General features: G+C 53.6%; 14 protein-coding genes, 2 tRNA genes and 1 other RNA gene. 9 read left to right on the top strand and 8 right to left on the bottom strand.

What is annotated here, in order from left to right; genetic code table 11:
* The first annotated feature begins 78 nt into the window (after positions 1–78).
* Entirely contained in the window at positions 79–1,479 is a 1,401-nt protein-coding gene (locus ACWWFX_RS07725) for a YchO/YchP family invasin (RefSeq protein WP_473223532.1), read from the top strand.
* On the opposite strand, the gene narL is transcribed toward ACWWFX_RS07725, so the two are convergent.
* Positions 1,476–2,126 (bottom strand): two-component system response regulator NarL, encoded by a 651-nt coding sequence (narL, locus tag ACWWFX_RS07730; RefSeq protein ID WP_108477100.1) that lies wholly within the window; start codon positions 2,124–2,126, stop codon positions 1,476–1,478. The genes ACWWFX_RS07725 and narL overlap by 4 nt on opposite strands.
* Positions 2,119–3,915 carry a nitrate/nitrite two-component system sensor histidine kinase NarX gene (narX, locus tag ACWWFX_RS07735; protein WP_470392265.1) on the bottom strand — a complete coding sequence of 599 codons (1,797 nt, stop codon included), beginning with the start codon at positions 3,913–3,915 and terminating at the stop codon, positions 2,119–2,121. Before narX ends, narL begins: the two co-directional genes overlap by 8 nt.
* Before the next feature lie 310 nt (positions 3,916–4,225).
* On the opposite strand from narX, the gene ACWWFX_RS07740 reads away from it, so the two are divergent.
* The 5 genes from ACWWFX_RS07740 to narI all read left to right on the top strand — a co-directional run bounded on the left by ACWWFX_RS07740 (position 4,226) and on the right by narI (position 12,621).
* The gene (locus tag ACWWFX_RS07740) at positions 4,226–5,617 is read left to right on the top strand and encodes a NarK family nitrate/nitrite MFS transporter (protein ID WP_473223533.1); all 1,392 of its coding nucleotides are present in this window, start codon (positions 4,226–4,228) and stop codon (positions 5,615–5,617) included.
* A 341-nt stretch (positions 5,618–5,958) separates the two neighbouring features.
* On the top strand, positions 5,959–9,702 hold the full coding sequence (locus tag ACWWFX_RS07745) for a nitrate reductase subunit alpha (RefSeq protein ID WP_473223534.1): 3,744 nt from the start codon (positions 5,959–5,961) through the stop codon (positions 9,700–9,702).
* Positions 9,699–11,237, top strand: a complete 1,539-nt coding sequence (narH, locus tag ACWWFX_RS07750) for a nitrate reductase subunit beta (RefSeq protein ID WP_189623019.1) — start codon at positions 9,699–9,701, stop codon at positions 11,235–11,237. The genes ACWWFX_RS07745 and narH overlap by 4 nt, the downstream gene beginning before the upstream one ends.
* Positions 11,234–11,944 carry a nitrate reductase molybdenum cofactor assembly chaperone gene (narJ, locus tag ACWWFX_RS07755; protein WP_473223535.1) on the top strand — a complete coding sequence of 237 codons (711 nt, stop codon included), beginning with the start codon at positions 11,234–11,236 and terminating at the stop codon, positions 11,942–11,944. The genes narH and narJ overlap by 4 nt, the downstream gene beginning before the upstream one ends.
* Positions 11,944–12,621 carry a respiratory nitrate reductase subunit gamma gene (narI, locus tag ACWWFX_RS07760; RefSeq protein WP_108477093.1) on the top strand — a complete coding sequence of 226 codons (678 nt, stop codon included), beginning with the start codon at positions 11,944–11,946 and terminating at the stop codon, positions 12,619–12,621. Before narJ ends, narI begins: the two co-directional genes overlap by 1 nt.
* Before the next feature lie 188 nt (positions 12,622–12,809).
* On the opposite strand, the gene ACWWFX_RS07765 is transcribed toward narI, so the two are convergent.
* The 5 genes from ACWWFX_RS07765 to ACWWFX_RS07785 form a co-directional block, all read right to left on the bottom strand.
* A non-coding RNA gene (locus tag ACWWFX_RS07765) (RtT sRNA) lies at positions 12,810–12,940 on the bottom strand.
* 45 nt (positions 12,941–12,985) lie between these two features.
* Positions 12,986–13,070: transfer RNA gene (locus ACWWFX_RS07770), tRNA-Tyr, on the bottom strand.
* A gap of 34 nt (positions 13,071–13,104) precedes the next feature.
* A tRNA-Tyr gene (locus ACWWFX_RS07775) sits at positions 13,105–13,189 on the bottom strand.
* Positions 13,190–13,348: 159 nt separating this feature from the next.
* The gene (gene purU / locus ACWWFX_RS07780; RefSeq protein WP_015964152.1) at positions 13,349–14,191 is read right to left on the bottom strand and encodes a formyltetrahydrofolate deformylase; all 843 of its coding nucleotides are present in this window, start codon (positions 14,189–14,191) and stop codon (positions 13,349–13,351) included.
* A gap of 48 nt (positions 14,192–14,239) precedes the next feature.
* Positions 14,240–14,698 (bottom strand): YchJ family protein, encoded by a 459-nt coding sequence (locus ACWWFX_RS07785; protein ID WP_473223536.1) that lies wholly within the window; start codon positions 14,696–14,698, stop codon positions 14,240–14,242.
* 111 nt (positions 14,699–14,809) lie between these two features.
* On the opposite strand from ACWWFX_RS07785, the gene rssA reads away from it, so the two are divergent.
* The 3 genes from rssA to galU all read left to right on the top strand — a co-directional run bounded on the left by rssA (position 14,810) and on the right by galU (position 17,931).
* Positions 14,810–15,721 (top strand): patatin-like phospholipase RssA, encoded by a 912-nt coding sequence (rssA, locus tag ACWWFX_RS07790; protein ID WP_231827081.1) that lies wholly within the window; start codon positions 14,810–14,812, stop codon positions 15,719–15,721.
* 90 nt (positions 15,722–15,811) lie between these two features.
* Positions 15,812–16,825, top strand: coding sequence for a two-component system response regulator RssB (gene rssB, locus ACWWFX_RS07795; protein WP_276219993.1), 1,014 nt, complete (start codon positions 15,812–15,814; stop codon positions 16,823–16,825).
* 197 nt (positions 16,826–17,022) lie between these two features.
* Complete coding sequence (gene galU, locus ACWWFX_RS07800) at positions 17,023–17,931, top strand: UTP--glucose-1-phosphate uridylyltransferase GalU (protein ID WP_276219994.1); 909 nt, start codon at positions 17,023–17,025, stop codon at positions 17,929–17,931.
* A 153-nt stretch (positions 17,932–18,084) separates the two neighbouring features.
* Here the strand turns inward: galU and hns are convergent, their stop codons facing one another.
* Positions 18,085–18,498, bottom strand: a complete 414-nt coding sequence (gene hns, locus ACWWFX_RS07805; RefSeq protein WP_015964157.1) for a histone-like nucleoid-structuring protein H-NS — start codon at positions 18,496–18,498, stop codon at positions 18,085–18,087.
* Between the last annotated feature and the right edge of the window lie 731 nt (positions 18,499–19,229).

The following is a 19,229-nucleotide window of genomic DNA, read 5'->3' on the forward strand; positions in this document are numbered from 1 at the left end:
GTGAGGGTATAGAACCAGAATTTTCCCGAAATCCCCCTTAAAGCTGAAATGGTTAAGCAAACGCGATAAACTAAAAAAATGCTTTTAGTCTCACGTTTTCGTTCTCCATTCTGGTTGTTATTGCTACTGGCGAGTGCCAGCGGCGCTGCGCGTTCATCTTTTATCCAGCAGGCCGAAAACCCTTTCGATAATAATCGGGATAACCTTCCCGACCTCGGCATGACGAAAGAGAATAACGAGGGCGAAAAACACCTTGCCGAAATGGTGAAAGCCTTTGGTGAAGCCAGTATGGTTGATAACGGGCTGGATACCGGCGAGCAGGCGCGAATGTTTGCGCTGTCTAAAATCCGTGACCAGGTGAGCGGTGAGGTGAATCAGACGCTGGAAAACTGGCTGTCGCCGTGGGGCAATACCAGCGTCGCGCTCCAGGTGGATGATGACGGCGGGTTTACCGGTAGCCACGGCAGCTGGTTCGTGCCGTTGCAGGATCAATGGGATTACCTCACCTGGAGCCAGCTTGGGGTGGCGCAGCAGGATGAAGGATTGATCGGCAATGTGGGCCTGGGTCAGCGCTGGGTCGCCGGGAAATGGTTGCTGGGCTACAACACCTTTTATGACAACTTGCTGGATGAAAACCTCGATCGCGGCGGGTTAGGCGCGGAAGCCTGGGGCGAGTATCTGCGTTTTTCCGCGAACTACTACCAACCGCTGCGTACCTGGTCCAACACAGAAGAGACGCTACAGCAGCGCATGGCGCGCGGCTACGATGTCACCGCGCAGGCGTGGATCCCGTCTTATCATCACATCAACACCAGCCTGAGTCTGGAGCAGTATTTTGGCGATAATGTCGATCTGTTCCATAGCGGTACGGGGTATCACAACCCGGTAGCGGTTTCACTTGGGCTCAACTATACGCCGGTGCCGCTGGTCACCTTCAGCGCGCAGCATAAGCAGGGCGAAAGCGGCGTCAGCCAGAATAATTTGGGGATGAAACTCAACTATCGTTTTGGCGTGCCGCTGAAAAAACAGCTTCAGGCCGATGAAGTGGCGATGACGCGCTCCCTGCGCGGTAGCCGCTACGATAGCCCGGAACGTAATGCCTTGCCGGTGATGGAGTCGCGTCAGCGTAAAGATTTAACCGTCTACCTGGCGACACCGCCGTGGGATCTCAGCGGTGGCGAAATGGTGCAGCTTAAGCTGCAAATCCGCAGTCTGCACGGGATTAAATCACTAAGCTGGCAGGGCGATACCCAGGCGCTGAGCCTCACGCCGCCAGCCTCACGCGATAGCGCTGATGGCTGGAGTATTATCATCCCCGCGTGGGATTACAGTGAGGGCGCCAGCAACCGCTGGCATTTGAAAGTGGTGGTTGAGGATAAACACGGTCAGCGTGTGTCGTCGAATGAGATTACCTTGTCACTGACCGAGCCGCTTGTCAGCTTCCCTGAAGAGGGGAGCAGCTGGCAAGCTAATCCTTAGAAAATACGCTCCTGGTGGACCCACACGGCAGCTTCAACGCGTGACTTCAGCTTCATTTTCTTCAGCATATGCTTCACGTGCACTTTCACCGTGCTTTCCGTGATATCAAGACGGCGGGCGATCATTTTGTTGGGCAGGCCCTGCGCAATCAGTTTCAGGATATCGCGCTCGCGCGGGGTAAGCTGATTAATATCGCGGTCTGAGGTGGCGCGGTTGGCGCGCAGGCTGGCAGCCAGAACGGGCGTTAATGCTTCGCTCAGCACCATCTCACCGGCAGCGGCCTGTTGCAGCGCTTTCAGCAAGTCTTCCGGCTCCATATCTTTTAGCAGATAACCATCTGCGCCGCGTTTCAGGGCGGTGACCACATCTTCTTCATGGTTTGAGACACTGAATACCACCACGCGGCCAGAAAGGCTTTTCTCGCGCAGTTTGTCGAGTGTTTCCAGACCATTCATGCCAGGCATATTGAGATCAAGCAGGATCAGATCGGGATCGAGCGCTTCAGCCAGTTCAATACCTTGCTCGCCATTGCTGGCTTCGCCAACGACCTGAATATCCGGCGCCATACTGATGAGCTGTTTTACGCCAGTACGGAGCATCGGATGATCGTCAATTAACAGGATAGTTGCCCGTTCCTGATTACTCATGGATATCTCCTTGTTGAGTTGAGAGAGGTTTTTCAGGGATAAACGTAACCACCACTTCGGTGCCGCCGCTTTCACGGCGTCGAACCTGGCAGTCGCCGCGCAGGCTCTGCGCGCGGTCACGCATGATAATGAGTCCGTAATGGTTGCTGCGCTCGGCGTGGACCGGTACGCCGCAGCCGTTGTCCGCCACCACCAGTTTGACCTGATTATCCTGCTGCGTGACGGTAACTTTGACTTCACTGGCCTGCGAATGCTTAAGGGAATTACTCAACGCTTCGCGGGCGATTTGTAAGACGTGGATTGCCTGGTGAGACGGTACATAGCGCGGTGGCAATTGATAATCGAGCTGCACCGGGAAACCAAAGTGCGCGCTGTACTCCTGACAGCTGGCTTCCAGCGCCGGGCGTAATCCCGGCTCGGTGAGCTGTAGCCGGAACGTGGTGAGCAGCTCACGCAATTGCGCCCAAGATGTGTTCAGTTCATTGCGGATTTGCCCCAGCAGCTCGCGGCTCTCTGGCGACAGGTCCGCGCCCTGCATTTGCAGGCAACTCACCTGCATCTTCATACAGGAGAGCGATTGGGCGATGGAGTCATGCAGTTCGCGGGCAATGGTGGCGCGCTCTTCCATCACAATCAGCTGTTGCTGGCGCTCCTGGTGTCGGTCGAGCGCCAGCGTCGCGGTCAACTGTTCCAGCAGTGTGTCAACCAGCTGTTGCTGATCGTGGCTAAGCTGACGGCCATGCGGCAGCGTCGCCAGTAAAATACCGTATTGATTATGGCTATCGGTTAAGCGCCATTTCAGCGTGCTGCCGCCATCCGGCGTCAGGAGATCGTCACGCGGACACAGATAGCAGCCTTTATCATCGCAGGCCATGCCGGAATGGCAGCTGAATTCCTGATGATTCTCTTCATCTTCAATATCATAAACCCGTACTTCGATTTCGCGCAGCGGCGTCAGGCCCTGCAAACCATTCAACACGGGAGAAATGCGTTCACAAAGTGGGGCATTGGCGTGCAGACGGCGATTGGCCTGCCACAGGAACGCGAGAATGGCATTTTTCTGTTCCAGCCCGGCGGTTTTTTCCTGTACCCGGCGTTCCAGCGATGCGTAACTTTCCGCCAGCTCTTCCGACATATTGTTCAGCGCCATGCCGAGCGTCGCCATTTCATTGCGGCCGCTGATTTGCGCGCGCTGGGTAAAATCGCGATGACTTACCGCGCGCGCCATGCTCAGCAGTTGCTGCCACGGACGCAGCAGGCGGGCGCGCAGCCAGATGACGGTAAACAGCAGCAACAGCGCCATGATCGCCGCCATCGCGCGGTGAACCCAAACCACGTGGTGAATACGTTTTTCAGTGGTGTGGTCAAACGCCGTCACCAGTTGGTCGATACGGCCAACAAAATTCGCCACTTCTCCCGCCACGACATCCTGGCTTTGCGCCTGGCGAATCCCCGGGGCGAGGCTGGATTGCCAGTATTGCTGCAGCGCGATCAATTGCTCCTGTTGACCATCGCGGCGGGCGGCCTCTATCAGTTCCGGGCTAAATACGGTGGTGCGCATTTCATCAAACAGCGCGTTGTCATTCTCATTAATGGGAATTGCAGCAAGCAGGCGATAGCTCTGCATACGCAGCGAGCCAGCTTTATTAATGGCGTGCGCGCTGCCCTGGACGCCGTCAACCAGGCGGCCAGAAGTGATCATGCCCGCTACGCCAATGGCGGTAGAAAGCAGGACGATGAGCGCCAGTTGATTAACCAGCGTCAGTGGTGTAAACAGACGTTTAAACATATACAGCAGGATCCCTGACGGGGTGGCTCCCCGGTAGTGGCGTTATTTTCGGCTATCGCCTGGAGTATACCCATACCCCTAAAGGATTACCCCTTAATTGCCATGATAGTAGAGATGTTCGCAAGGGAGGAGTATATCCCTTTCAGCCATGTGAAATATCAGGTCTTTTTACGCAGTATCATCTACTCATAAAGGGTCATGATAGATTTTTGCGCAGAATAATGACGACTTTTCCTTTGATTTATATCAACTTACCTCACGGTGTAAACCCTATTGTGCCAAGGGTTGATATTAATAATCAGAGGTGTCTATGAGTCACTCAACTACCCCGGAACGGGCAAGCGGCGCTGTTATTACTGAATGGCGCCCGGAAGATCCCGAATTTTGGCAGTCGCGCGGTCACCGCGTCGCCAGCCGAAATTTATGGATTTCCGTCCCGTGCTTGCTGTTGGCGTTCTGTGTGTGGATGTTGTTTAGTGCCGTGGCGGTGAATTTACCGAAAGTCGGCTTCCAGTTTACTACCGATCAATTGTTTATGCTGACGGCGCTACCCTCGGTGTCGGGCGCGCTGCTGCGTGTGCCTTACTCCTTTATGGTGCCGCTGGTGGGCGGTCGCCGCTGGACGGCGTTCAGTACCGGGATCCTGATAATCCCTTGCGTGTGGTTAGGTTTTGCGGTGCAGGATACCTCTACGCCGTTTAGTACCTTTATCATTATCTCTCTGCTGTGTGGTTTTTCCGGAGCGAACTTCGCTTCCAGCATGGCGAACATCAGCTTCTTCTTCCCTAAAGAGAAACAGGGCGGGGCGCTGGGCATTAACGGCGGCCTGGGCAACATGGGCGTGAGCGTCATGCAGCTGGTTGCACCGCTGGCGATTTCCCTCTCTATCTTTGCGGCGTTTGGTAGCCAGGGCGTTGAACAGCCGGATGGCACTCAGCTTTATCTGGCGAATGCGGCGTGGATTTGGGTGCCATTCCTGGCCATCTTTACCCTCGCAGCCTGGTTTGGCATGAACGAGCTGGCGGCGTCGAAAGCGTCTCTGCGTGAGCAGTTACCGGTTCTGAAACGCGGCCACCTGTGGATCATGAGCCTGCTGTATCTGGCAACCTTCGGCTCGTTTATCGGTTTCTCTGCCGGTTTCGCGATGCTGTCGAAAACCCAGTTCCCGGAAGTGCAGATCCTGCATTACGCCTTCTTCGGTCCGTTTATCGGCGCGCTGGCACGTTCTGCGGGCGGGGCGATTTCCGACCGTCTGGGCGGGACGCGCGTGACGCTGGTTAACTTTATCCTGATGGCGGTCTTCAGTGCGCTGCTGTTTATGACCCTGCCTGCGGATGGCGTGGGCGGTAACTTCACCGCATTCTTCGCCGTCTTCCTCGTGCTGTTCCTGACCGCCGGGCTGGGTAGCGGTTCCACCTTCCAGATGATCTCCGTTATCTTCCGTAAGCTGACGATGGATCGCGTTAAAGCGGAAGGTGGTTCTGAAGAGAAAGCGATGCGTGAAGCCGCAACCGATACGGCGGCTGCGCTGGGCTTTATTTCCGCGATTGGCGCAATCGGCGGCTTCTTTATTCCAAAAGCTTTCGGTACGTCTCTGGAATTAACCGGTTCACCTGCCGGTGCAATGAAAATTTTCCTCGTGTTCTATATTGCCTGTGTGGTTATCACCTGGGCGGTATACGGGCGTAAAATAAAAAAATAAGTATGACTTTTTGATTATCAGGCGCGAGGAATCGCGCCTTTTTTTTGACCAGATAAAAGGCGGTATGCCGACGGATAAAAATCATCTACCCCTTAATACCATTAACATCTCCACATGGGATGTTAAATCGCAAAATAACCATAAAAACCCTTATATAACAGTAAGTTAAAATACAAAAAATACTACCACCAAGGTGGTATATGTAAAATTCCGTGTGATTACTAAGCCGATTCATCTTGATCCCTATCAATTCCCTTCTTCTTTCAGAGCGTTAATTTCGCTGCAAATTCAGCAATGTCGATTTATCAGAGAGCCGACAGGCTCCAAACAGGAGAGACCCGATGAGTAAATTCCTGGACCGGTTTCGCTACTTCAAACAGAAGGGTGAAACTTTTGCCGATGGGCACGGACAGATTCTGAATACCAACCGGGATTGGGAAGATGGATACAGAAGCCGCTGGCAGCATGACAAAGTCGTACGTTCTACCCATGGGGTGAACTGTACAGGGTCGTGCAGCTGGAAAATCTACGTAAAAAATGGCCTCGTGACCTGGGAAACCCAACAAACCGACTACCCGCGCACTCGCCCGGATTTGCCTAACCACGAGCCACGCGGCTGCCCTCGCGGCGCCAGCTACTCCTGGTACCTCTACAGCGCCAACCGCCTGAAATATCCGCTGATGCGTAAACGCCTGATGAAAATGTGGCGTGAAGCGAAAGTGCAGCACAGCGATCCGGTTGATGCATGGGCGTCCATCATCGAAGATTCTGATAAAGCCAAAAGCTTCAAACAGGCGCGTGGTCGCGGCGGTTTCGTGCGCTCCTCCTGGCAGGAAGTGAATGAGCTGATTGCGGCGTCTAACGTCTATACCGTCAAAACCTACGGCCCTGACCGCGTAGCAGGCTTCTCGCCGATCCCGGCGATGTCGATGGTCTCTTACGCCTCCGGCGCGCGTTATCTGTCGCTGATTGGCGGTACCTGCCTGAGCTTCTACGACTGGTACTGTGACTTACCGCCAGCCTCGCCGCAGACCTGGGGCGAGCAGACGGACGTACCGGAATCGGCTGACTGGTATAACTCTAACTACATCATCGCCTGGGGCTCTAACGTGCCGCAGACGCGTACCCCGGATGCGCACTTCTTCACTGAAGTGCGTTACAAAGGGACCAAAACCGTTGCCATTACTCCGGACTACGCTGAAATCGCCAAACTGTGCGATCTGTGGCTTGCACCGAAGCAGGGTACCGACGCCGCGATGGCGCTGGCAATGGGTCACGTGATGCTGCGTGAATTCCACCTCGACAAACCGAGCCAGTACTTTACCGACTACGTTCGCCGTTACACCGACATGCCAATGCTGGTGATGCTGGAAGAGCGTGACGGTTACTACGCGGCGGGTCGTATGTTGCGTGCAGCCGATCTGGTCGATGCGCTGGGTCAGGAAAAGAATCCGGAATGGAAAACCGTCGCCTATGACGAACAGGGTGACATGACCGCGCCGAACGGCTCTATCGGTTTCCGCTGGGGCGATAAAGGTAAATGGAACCTTGAACAGCGTGACGGGAAAACCGGTGAAGACGTTCAACTGCGTCTGAGCCTGCTGGGTAGCCACGATGACATCGCGCAGGTCGGTTTCCCGTACTTTGGCGGCGAAGGCACCGAGCACTTCCAGAGCGTTGAGCTGGAAAATATCCTGCTGCATAAACTGCCGGTAAAACGTGTTCAACTGGCCGATGGCAGCACCGCGCTGGTGACCACTGTTTATGACCTGACGCTGGCGAACTATGGACTGGAACGCGGTCTGAACGATGAAAACTGCGCCGCCAGCTACGACGACATGAAGGCCTACACCCCGGCCTGGGCTGAAAAAGTGACGGGCGTTTCCCGCGCGCACATCATCCGCGTCGCGCGTGAGTTTGCGGATAACGCCGATAAGACCCATGGCCGTTCGATGATCATCGTCGGTGCCGGTCTGAACCACTGGTATCACCTGGACATGAACTACCGTGGTCTGATCAACATGCTGATCTTCTGCGGATGCGTCGGTCAGAGCGGCGGCGGCTGGGCACACTATGTGGGCCAGGAAAAACTGCGTCCGCAAACCGGCTGGCAACCGCTGGCGTTTGCCCTCGACTGGCAGCGTCCGGCGCGTCACATGAACAGCACCTCGTACTTCTATAACCACTCCAGCCAGTGGCGTTACGAAACCGTCACGGCGGAAGAGTTGCTGTCACCGCTGGCGGACAAATCCCGCTATACCGGCCACATGATTGACTTCAACGTGCGCGCCGAACGTATGGGTTGGCTGCCGTCTGCGCCGCAGTTAGGTACTAACCCACTGCGTATCGCAGAAGAAGCGGAAAAAGCGGGCATGAATCCGGTGGATTACACCGTGAAGTCCCTGAAAGAGGGCTCTATTCGCTTTGCGGCTGAACAGCCGGAAAACGGTAAAAACCACCCGCGTAACATGTTCATCTGGCGTTCTAACCTGCTGGGCTCCTCCGGTAAAGGTCATGAGTTCATGCTGAAATATCTGCTGGGTACCGAGCACGGTATTCAGGGGAAAGATCTCGGCAAACAGGGCGGCGTGAAACCGGAAGAAGTGGAATGGCAGGACAACGGCCTCGACGGCAAACTGGATCTGGTGGTCACGCTGGACTTCCGTCTGTCGAGCACCTGCCTCTACTCTGACATCGTGCTGCCAACCGCGACCTGGTATGAAAAAGACGACATGAATACCTCGGATATGCATCCGTTTATTCATCCGCTGTCTGCCGCGGTTGACCCGGCCTGGGAATCGAAAAGCGACTGGGAAATCTACAAAGGTATCGCGAAGAAATTCTCAGAAGTGTGTGTCGGTCATTTAGGCAAAGAAACCGACGTGGTGACGCTGCCAATTCAGCACGACTCCGCCGCCGAACTGGCGCAGCCGCTGGATGTGAAAGACTGGAAAAAAGGCGAGTGTGACCTGATCCCAGGCAAAACCGCCCCGCACATTCTGACCGTTGAGCGTGACTACCCGGCAACTTACGAGCGCTTCACCTCTATCGGCCCGCTGATGGAGAAAATCGGTAACGGCGGTAAAGGTATCGCATGGAACACCCAGAGCGAGATGGACCTGCTGCGTAAGCTCAACTACACCAAAGCGGATGGCCCGGCGAAAGGCCAGCCGATGCTGAATACGGCGATTGATGCGGCAGAGATGATCCTGACGCTGGCGCCGGAAACCAACGGCCAGGTTGCTGTGAAGGCGTGGGCCGCACTGGGTGAGTTTACCGGTCGTGACCATAAGCATCTGGCGCTGAATAAAGAAGACGAGAAGATTCGCTTCCGCGATATTCAGGCGCAACCGCGCAAAATCATCTCCAGCCCGACCTGGTCAGGCCTTGAAGATGAGCACGTTTCTTATAACGCCGGTTACACCAACGTTCACGAGCTGATCCCGTGGCGTACGCTCTCTGGCCGTCAGCAGCTGTATCAGGATCACCAGTGGATGCGTGATTTCGGTGAGAGCCTGCTGGTTTACCGTCCGCCGATCGACACCCGTTCGGTAAAAGAAGTGATGGGCCAGAAATCCAACGGCAATCCGGAAAAAGCGCTTAACTTCCTGACGCCGCACCAGAAGTGGGGGATCCACTCCACCTACAGTGACAACCTGCTGATGCTGACCTTAGGTCGCGGTGGCCCGGTGGTGTGGATGAGCGAAGTTGACGCCAAATCGCTGGGTATTGCGGATAACGACTGGATTGAAGTGTTCAACAGCAACGGCGCGTTAACTGCCCGTGCGGTTGTCAGCCAGCGTGTGCCGGAAGGGATGACCATGATGTACCACGCGCAGGAACGTATCGTGAACCTACCGGGTTCAGAAATCACCAGCCAGCGCGGCGGTATTCATAACTCGGTGACGCGTATCACGCCGAAACCGACGCACATGATCGGCGGCTATGCGCAGCTGGCCTACGGCTTTAACTACTACGGCACCGTCGGTTCGAACCGCGATGAGTTTGTTGTGGTACGTAAGATGAAGAACATTGACTGGTTGGATGGCGAAGGCAATGACCAGGTACAGGAGAGCGTAAAATGAAAATTCGTTCACAAGTCGGCATGGTGCTGAATCTGGATAAGTGCATCGGTTGCCACACCTGTTCAGTCACCTGTAAAAACGTCTGGACCAGCCGTGAAGGCGTGGAGTACGCGTGGTTCAACAACGTGGAAACCAAGCCGGGTCAGGGCTTCCCGACCGACTGGGAAAACCAGGAAAAATATAAAGGCGGTTGGATCCGCAAAATCAACGGCAAAATCCAGCCGCGCATGGGTAACCGTGCGCTGCTGCTGGGTAAAATCTTCGCCAACCCGCATCTGCCGGGCCTTGACGATTACTACGAGCCGTTTGATTTTGATTACCAGAACCTGCACACCGCACCGGAAGGCAGCAAAGTGCAGCCGATTGCTCGCCCGCGCTCGCTGATTACCGGTCAGCGTATGGCGAAAATCGAGAAAGGCCCGAACTGGGAAGATGACCTGGGCGGCGAGTTTGAGAAGCTGTCGAAAGACAAAAACTTCGAGAACATGCAGAAGGCGATGTACGGTCAGTTCGAAAACACCTTCATGATGTACCTGCCGCGTCTGTGTGAGCACTGCCTGAACCCGGCTTGTGCGGCGACCTGCCCGAGCGGGGCCATCTACAAGCGTGAAGAAGACGGCATCGTGCTGATCGACCAGGACAAATGCCGCGGCTGGCGTATGTGTATCACCGGCTGCCCGTACAAAAAAATCTACTTCAACTGGAAGAGCGGCAAGTCTGAGAAGTGCATTTTCTGCTACCCGCGTATCGAAGCCGGTCAGCCGACCGTGTGCTCCGAAACCTGCGTGGGCCGTATCCGTTATCTGGGCGTGCTGCTCTATGATGCGGACGCGATTGAACATGCCGCCAGCACCGAGAACGAGAAAGATCTCTATCAGCGTCAACTGGAGGTGTTCCTCGATCCGAACGATCCGAAAGTGATTGAGCAGGCACTGAAAGATGGCATTCCGCAGGGCGTGATCGAAGCGGCCCAGCAGTCTCCGGTATACAAAATGGCCGTTGACTGGAAGCTGGCGCTGCCGCTGCACCCGGAATACCGTACGCTGCCGATGGTGTGGTACGTGCCGCCACTGTCACCGATTCAGTCGGCTGCGGATGCGGGCGAACTGGGCAGCAACGGCATTCTGCCGGATGTCGAAAGCCTGCGTATTCCGGTTCAGTATCTGGCGAACCTGCTGACTGCTGGCGATACCCAGCCGGTATTGCTGGCACTGAAACGTATGCTGGCAATGCGCCACTTCAAACGTGCGGAAAACGTCGATGGCGTGGTAGATACCCGTGCGCTGGAAGAAGTTGGCCTGACCGAAGCACAGGCGCAGGAGATGTATCGCTACCTGGCTATCGCCAACTACGAAGACCGTTTCGTAGTGCCGAGCAGCCACCGCGAGCAGGCGCGTGAAGCCTTCCCGGAAAAAAGCGGTTGCGGTTTCAGCTTCGGCGACGGTTGCCATGGTTCAGACAGCAAATTCAACCTGTTCAACAGCCGCCGCATCGATGCTATCGATGTGAGCAGCAAAACGGAGCCGCACGCATGATTGAGCTACTCGTCATCTCGCGTCTGCTCGAATACCCGGATGCTGCCCTGTGGCAGCATCAGGACGAGGTTTTCGAGGCTCTCGCGGCTTCAGCAAAACTCGACAAAGAGGATGCCCAGAAACTGGGCGTTTTCCTGCGCGATTTAACTGCGCAGGATCTTCTCGATGTTCAGGCGAACTACAGCGAATTGTTCGACCGTGGCCGCGCCACGTCGCTGTTGCTGTTCGAACACGTTCACGGGGAATCCCGCGATCGCGGTCAGGCGATGGTTGACCTGATGAACCAGTATGAGCAGCACGGTTTGCAGCTGGATAGCCGCGAGCTGCCGGATCATCTGCCGCTGTATCTGGAATATCTTGCTCAGTTGCCGGAAAGCGAAGCCATTGGCGGATTGCAGGATATTGCGCCGATTCTGGCGCTGTTAAGCGCGCGTCTGACCCAGCGTGAAAGCCGTTATGCGGTGCTGTTTGATACGTTGCTGAAAATGGCGCATAGCGAAGTGGACAGCGACAAAGTCGCCGAAAAAATCGCTGATGAAGCGCGCGATGATACGCCACAGGCGCTGGACGCAGTCTGGGAAGAAGAGCAGGTGAAATTCTTCGCCGACCAGGGCTGCGGCGAGTCTGAAATTGCGGCTCACCAACGCCGGTTTGCGGGGGCTGTCGCGCCGCAATATCTGAATATCTCTAACGGAGGAGAGCGATAATGCACTTCCTGAATATGTTTCTCTTCGATATCTACCCGTATATTGCGGGCTCAGTATTTCTGATTGGTAGCTGGCTGCGTTATGACTATGGTCAGTACACGTGGCGCGCGGCATCCAGCCAGATGCTGGATCGCAAAGGGATGAACGTGGCGTCGAACCTGTTCCACCTGGGGATTCTGGGGATTTTCGCTGGTCACTTCCTCGGGATGCTGACGCCGCACTGGATGTACGAAGCGTGGCTGCCAATTGAAGTGAAACAGAAAATGGCGATGTTTGCCGGTGGCGCAAGCGGCGTGCTGTGTCTGATTGGCGGCGTATTGCTGCTGAAACGCCGTCTGTTCAGCCCGCGCGTGCGTGCGACATCTACCGGAGCGGATATTCTGATTCTGACGCTGCTGGTGGTGCAGTGTGCGCTGGGTCTGCTGACCATTCCGTTCTCCGCGCAGCATATGGACGGTAGCGAGATGATGAAACTGGTCGGCTGGGCGCAATCGGTGGTGACCTTCCACGGCGGCGCATCTGCGCATCTGGATGGCGTGGCGTTAATCTACCGCGTTCACCTGGTGCTTGGCATGACGCTGTTCCTGCTGTTCCCGTTCTCGCGTCTGGTGCATATCTGGAGCGTCCCGGTGGAATATCTGACGCGTAAGTATCAGATTGTGCGTGCGCGCCACTAAGTGCGGTTAGCATTGACGACAAACCCTGCTTCGGCGGGGTTTTTTTATGGGCCCGGTGCGGTGTGAATTGTCGGATGCGCTTCGCTTATCCGACCTACGGGTGGTGTGCATTTGTAGGCCCGGTAAACGCAGTGCCACCGGGCGGAAATCAGCTCGGAGTAACAGGTTTTGAGTATTTAAGAAAGTGAGGGTGGTGGGGGAAGGATTACTCAGCGCTACGCGCTTCGCCCTTCGGATCGTTGCCTGCGGCAACGCTTTCTCGCTACGCTCGAATCGAACCTTGGTCGAAGCTTCTCATCCTTCCCGCATGGGCAGAATATGAAACGATATCGATAAGTTTAAATTAGGCTTTATCAGAAAGTGATGGTGGTGGGGGAAGGATTCGAACCTTCGAAGTCGATGACGGCAGATTTACAGTCTGCTCCCTTTGGCCGCTCGGGAACCCCACCAGGGGTAATTCAAATTTTGAGGTAATGCTTGAGATGGTGGTGGGGGAAGGATTCGAACCTTCGAAGTCGATGACGGCAGATTTACAGTCTGCTCCCTTTGGCCGCTCGGGAACCCCACCACGGGGTATTGCTTGGTACTGGCCTGCTTCCTTGTGGGGAAGCGGGGCGCATCATATCAAATGACGCGCCGCTGTAAAGCTTTCGTTTGAATAAAATGAACCGTTTGCGTACTTTTCATCCGTAACGCGTTAAAGGCAACCAGTTCATTTTGTTAGTGATTAAAGAATAATCGTCCGATTGCCGTACACGAACACGCGCTGGGCCAGCACCTGGTACAATGCGCGGCTTAATACATTCTTCTCGACGTCGCGACCGGCGCGCATCATATCTTCCGCTGTATAGGTGTGATCAACGTGAATCACGTCCTGCATAATGATTGGGCCTTCATCCAGATTATCATTTACGTAATGCGCGGTGGCGCCGATGATCTTCACGCCGCGCTCGTAGGCCTGGTGATAAGGGCGAGCACCAATAAAGGCCGGCAGGAATGAGTGGTGAATGTTGATAATTTTATTTGGGAAACGTGACACAAAGTTCGGCGTCAGGACGCGCATATATTTCGCCAGCACCACGTAATCCGGGTCGTGTGCGTCAATGGCATCGGCCATTTGCTGGTCGTGCTCATCGCGCGTCAGCCCTTCGTGGCTCACCAGCTGGAACGGAATATCAAAACGCTCAACCAGCGTGCGCAGGGTTTCGTGGTTGCCAATCACCGCGGCAATTTCCACATCCAGACCACCGTAATTCGCTTTCATCAGCAAATCACCCAGGCAGTGCGCCTCTTTGGTGACCAGAATAACGATACGGCGACGGCCAGCCGGGTTCAGCTCACGGATAGAACCTTCCGGTAAGGCGCTGTCTAAATCTGCCAACAGCGTGACATCGTTAAATATGCCTTCCAGCTCGGTACGCATAAAAAAGCGTCCGGTACGGTGATCAACGAATTCATTGTTCTGCACGATATTCAGTTCATGCTTGTAACAAATATTGGTAATTCGTGCGATCAGGCCTTTTTGATCGGGGCAGATTGTGCGGAGAACTTTGCGTTGTAATGAGTGCATTGCCGGGTAAATCCTGTTGATGATGTTTGCGAAACTGAGCGGGTCGAATTACTGCCCGCAGCATTTTTTAAATTTTTTCCCTGAACCGCAAGGGCAGGGGTCATTGCGGCCAAATATGGGGCGTGTGCCATCAATATAGTACCACTGACCGTTTTCTTTTAAGAATCTTGAACGCTCAATGATAGCGCCGTTCTTGTTATGGTCGTGAAAACGCGCCACGAAGCTCACAAAACCTTCGTCGCCGGGCTTACCGTCTTCGGTCGCGAAGACGGTAAGCCCAAGCCATTGCGTTGTGGCAAAGCCGTTTTCAATATCCTGGCGATAATCGCCAGCCTGACAGGACGGATGCCAGGTTTTGATTAAATAATCTGCGTTTTTCATCACAAAAGCGCTGTAACGAGAGCGCATAAGGTGTGACGGTGTCGGTGCAACCTGTGCACCAGACAGATAACGTTGGCAACATGCGCTATACTCGACAGCGCTGCCACAGGGGCAAAGTTCAGACAAAATCGTCTCCCTGTACAATAATGAATGGCGCGATTGACGCCGGGTGGCACTATGTTAACCGAGCGGTGGCAATGTTGCCACGATGAAGCGAGAGGATGTCCACCGGTACGAATGAGAAAAGTTAAAATTGGTTTGGCTTTGGGGTCGGGCGCAGCGCGTGGCTGGTCCCACATTGGTGTCATTAAAGCACTACAGCAAATGGGAATTGAGATCGATATCGTCGCGGGTTGTTCCATCGGTTCGCTGGTGGGCGCAGCGTACGCCAGCAATCGTCTCCCCGCACTCGAAAAGTGGGTCTGCTCCTTTAGCTACTGGGATGTGCTGCGCCTGATGGATCTCTCCTGGCGTCGCGGCGGGTTGCTGCGCGGCGAACGTGTGTTCAGTCACTATCGACAGGTGATGCCCAACGATACCATTGAGCGTTGCGAAAAACGCTTTGCCGCCGTTGCGACGAATCTCAGTACCGGAAGAGAACTGTGGTTTACCAAAGGCGACCTGCATATGGCTGTGCGCGCATCCTGTAGTATTCCTGGCCTGATGTCACCGGTGCTGCATAATGGCTACTGGCTGGTTGATGGCGCGGTGGTCAATCCCATTCCCGTTTCGCTGACGCGCGCCCTCGGTGCGGATATCGTGATAGCCGTCGATTTGCAGCATGACGCGCATCTGATGCAGCAAGATTTAATGTCGGTCAATATTCAGCCCGACCCGGAGGAGAGCGATAATCCTGATACGCTCTCCTGGCATGAGCGACTGCGCGTGCGCTTAGGCCGCGTAGCATCACGGCGCACCTCCGTGACGCCAACGGCGATGGAAATCATGTCCACCTCGATTCAGGTGCTGGAAAACCGTCTGAAACGTAACCGTATGGCGGGCGATCCACCGGATATACTGATTCAGCCGTTTTGTCCGCAGATCTCGACACTGGATTTTCACCGAGCCTCTTCTGCAATTGCCGCAGGTCAGTTAGCGGTAGAAAAAAAGACAGATGAGCTCTTACCTTTAGTTCGTGCCTCAATTTGAGACACTTTTAAGACTACTTAAGCAAAATCTGACAGGCGATTGTGTGAATAGCATGCCACTATTTATTTATCGTCGGCCAGGGGAGATATCATGACGCAGCCATTGGCGGGAAAACAGATCTTGATTGTTGAAGACGAACCCGTTTTCCGCTCCCTTCTGGATTCGTGGCTCTCTTCGCTGGGCGCTGAAACTTCGCTCGCACAGGACGGCGTGGCGGCGCTGGAGATCATGGCGACGCTCCAGCCTGATTTGATGATTTGCGATCTCGCGATGCCGCGTATGAATGGCCTCACCCTGGTGGAGCATGTGCGCAACGGCGGGGCGAAATTACCCATTCTCGTCATCTCGGCCACAGAAAATATGGCCGATATCGCCAGGGCGTTAAGGCTCGGGGTTCAGGACGTTCTGTTAAAACCGGTAAAGGATTTGAACCGGCTGCGAGAAACCGTGTTTGCCTGCCTCTATCCCAATATGTTTAATTCTCGGGTAGAAGAGGAGGAGCGGTTATTCGAAGACTGGGACGCCCTGGTTAACAATCCTTCTGCCGCTGCAAAACTGCTTCAGGAGTTGCAGCCACCTGTTCAGCAGGTTATCTCGCATTGCCGTATTAATTATCGGCAATTAGTGCTCGCCGATAAACCGGGTCTGGTGCTGGATATTGCGCCGCTCTCAGAAAACGATCTCGCGTTTTACTGTCTTGATGTGACGCGTGCGGGAGATAATGGCGTGTTGGCCGCGCTTTTATTACGCTCGCTGTTCAATGGCCTGCTGCAGGAACAACTCTCCCACCAGGGGCAACGGCTGCCAGAATTGCGCAGTCTGCTTAAACAGGTGAATCAGCTTTTACGTCAGGCTAACCTGCCCGGTCAGTTTCCACTGCTGGTGGGGTATTATCACAGCGAGTTAAAAAATCTGATTCTTGTTTCAGCCGGGCTTAATGGCACATTAAATACCGGTGAACATCACATACAAATAAGTAATGGTGTGCCTTTAGGTACGCTGGGCAATGCATACCTTAACCAAATTAGTCAGCGTTGCAGTTCCTGGCAGTGTCAGATTTGGGGAAATGGTGGGCGCTTACGTTTAATGTTGTCTGCGGAATGAGCAAACGCATTTTTCTCGCAGGATAGCTTTAACGGCTTATCTTTCACGGTGGTACTATCAGCTGGTCTGATACGTATAAATCTTAATTCGAGGTCAGCGCGTCCTTTTCGGAGCAGCCCCACCTGGCTGTGATGATATACTCAACGCGTTATTAATTAACGAGCAAGTTCAAAGTTTGAACAGTTCAGGAGATTTGAATGGCTGCCCTAAATTCGAAAGTGACTAAGGCCGTTATCCCGGTAGCGGGATTAGGTACCAGGATGTTACCTGCTACGAAGGCAATTCCTAAGGAAATGCTGCCGCTGGTAGATAAACCATTAATTCAGTATGTGGTAAATGAATGTATCGCCGCAGGTATCACTGAAATTGTGCTGGTCACTCACTCTTCCAAGAATTCGATTGAAAACCATTTTGACACCAGCTTCGAACTTGAAGCTATGCTGGAAAAACGCGTTAAGCGTCAGTTGCTGGAAGAAGTGCAATCTATTTGCCCGCCGCACGTAACCATTATGCAGGTGCGTCAGGGCCTGGCTAAAGGTCTGGGACACGCCGTATTATGCGCGCATCCAGTTGTGGGTGATGAGCCAGTCGCGGTTATTCTGCCGGACGTTATTCTGGATGAATTTGAGTCAGATCTGTCCCAGGACAACCTGGCAGAAATGATCAAACGCTTTGATGAAACAGGTTCAAGCCAGATTATGGTTGAGCCGGTTGAAGATGTTACCGCTTACGGCGTGGTTGACTGTAAAGGTGCCCCATTGGCACCGGGCGACAGCGTACCGATGGTTGGCGTGGTCGAGAAACCAAAAGCTGATGTCGCACCGTCTAACCTGGCTATCGTTGGGCGTTATGTCCTGAGCGCTGATATTTGGCCGCTGCTGGCAAAAACGCCTCCGGGAGCGGGTGATGAAATTCAGCTGACCGATGCTATTGATATGCTGATCGAGAAAGAAACCGTTGAAGCCTATCATATGAAAGGCAAAAGCCATGACTGCGGTAATAAACTGGGTTATATGCAGGCTTTCGTTGAATATGGCGTTCGTCATAAGACACTGGGTGAAGAATTCACTGCGTGGCTTAAAGACACGCTGGGCGTAGCGAAGTAATTTATCGCGCGACCCTGAGCCGGGATACCGACCGTTCGGTATCCCGGCTTTTTTATTGTCGTGATTTACCAATGCGTAAAAAAACAGCATGACAGAACAACGTACAGATAAAAAAAATCCCGCCGGAGCGGGATTCTTAAAGCAATTTCAGGATTAGTCCTTGATCAGGAAATCATCCAGAGATTTACCTTGCTCGTCCATTGCTTTTTTGATTACAGCAGGAGTACGACCCTGGCCGGTCCAGGTTTTCGTTTCGCCGTTTTCATCAACGTAGCTGTATTTAGCCGGACGCGCAGCGCGTTTTGCTTTGGTACCGGTTTTAGCAGCAGCAATGCTGTTCAGCAATTCGTTCGGATCAATGCCGTCAGCAATCAGCATTTCACGGTATTGTTGCAGTTTACGAGTGCGCTCTTCAACTTCAGCCGCTGCCGCGTTTTCTTCTTCGCGACGCTCGTTAACAACAACTTCTAATTTTTCCAGCATTTCTTCAAGCGTTTCAAGGGTGCATTCTCTTGCCTGCGCACGAAGAGTACGGATGTTGTTCAAAATTTTAAGTGCTTCGCTCATTGTAGTATTCTCAAACTTATATTGGGGGTGGTTTGTTGAAGTAATAATAGAGCGTTAAATTCAGTTGTGCAATAGGGAGGAATGTAAGGAATTCAAAATAACGTGTTATTTGGTGCCTTTATTAATATCTAAAAGTTAAATTTTTAGTGCTGCTTCACAACTTTACCCGGTCTATTGTCGGGAAAGCCTGAACTATAACACGCCGGAGAATGCAGCACGTCAGGACTGTAACGCAGGCGGCATATACTCCGTATGGATAAATATCAACCTTATGTATTAGTTGGTCCGTATCAATTTTGTGCGCTTCTTTATAGGTTATGAATGGTTACTATGCTAAATCACACCTGAGGTGATACAGGGTGAACCATTGCCCTTACGTGATAGTAACATTGCTGACCTGGCGACAGCACCGGGATAATAACGACCTCATGCTGACTTATGCCGATCACCCGATACAGAAGAAACGTAGCTGTTATTACCCCCGGTTTTCCTATTAAATCCATAGTTATGACGATGTTATTTTCATGCTATTCAAATTGTCAGCCAACCTGTTGTTAGCCTTTCAGGTTGCTGAGGGAAGCTGTGCAGATTTTAACGATATTTCTTATTTATTGATGTCGCTCTTATTTTTGCTGAACACAGCCAGTTGAAGTTTGGTAGACGGATTAATCGACGAGGCCGCATCTGGCGGGGCCTGGAAGCCAATATAGGTAATTTGTAACCTGCCGTGT

Source organism: Pseudocitrobacter sp. 2023LY-00077 (genome assembly GCF_055796175.1).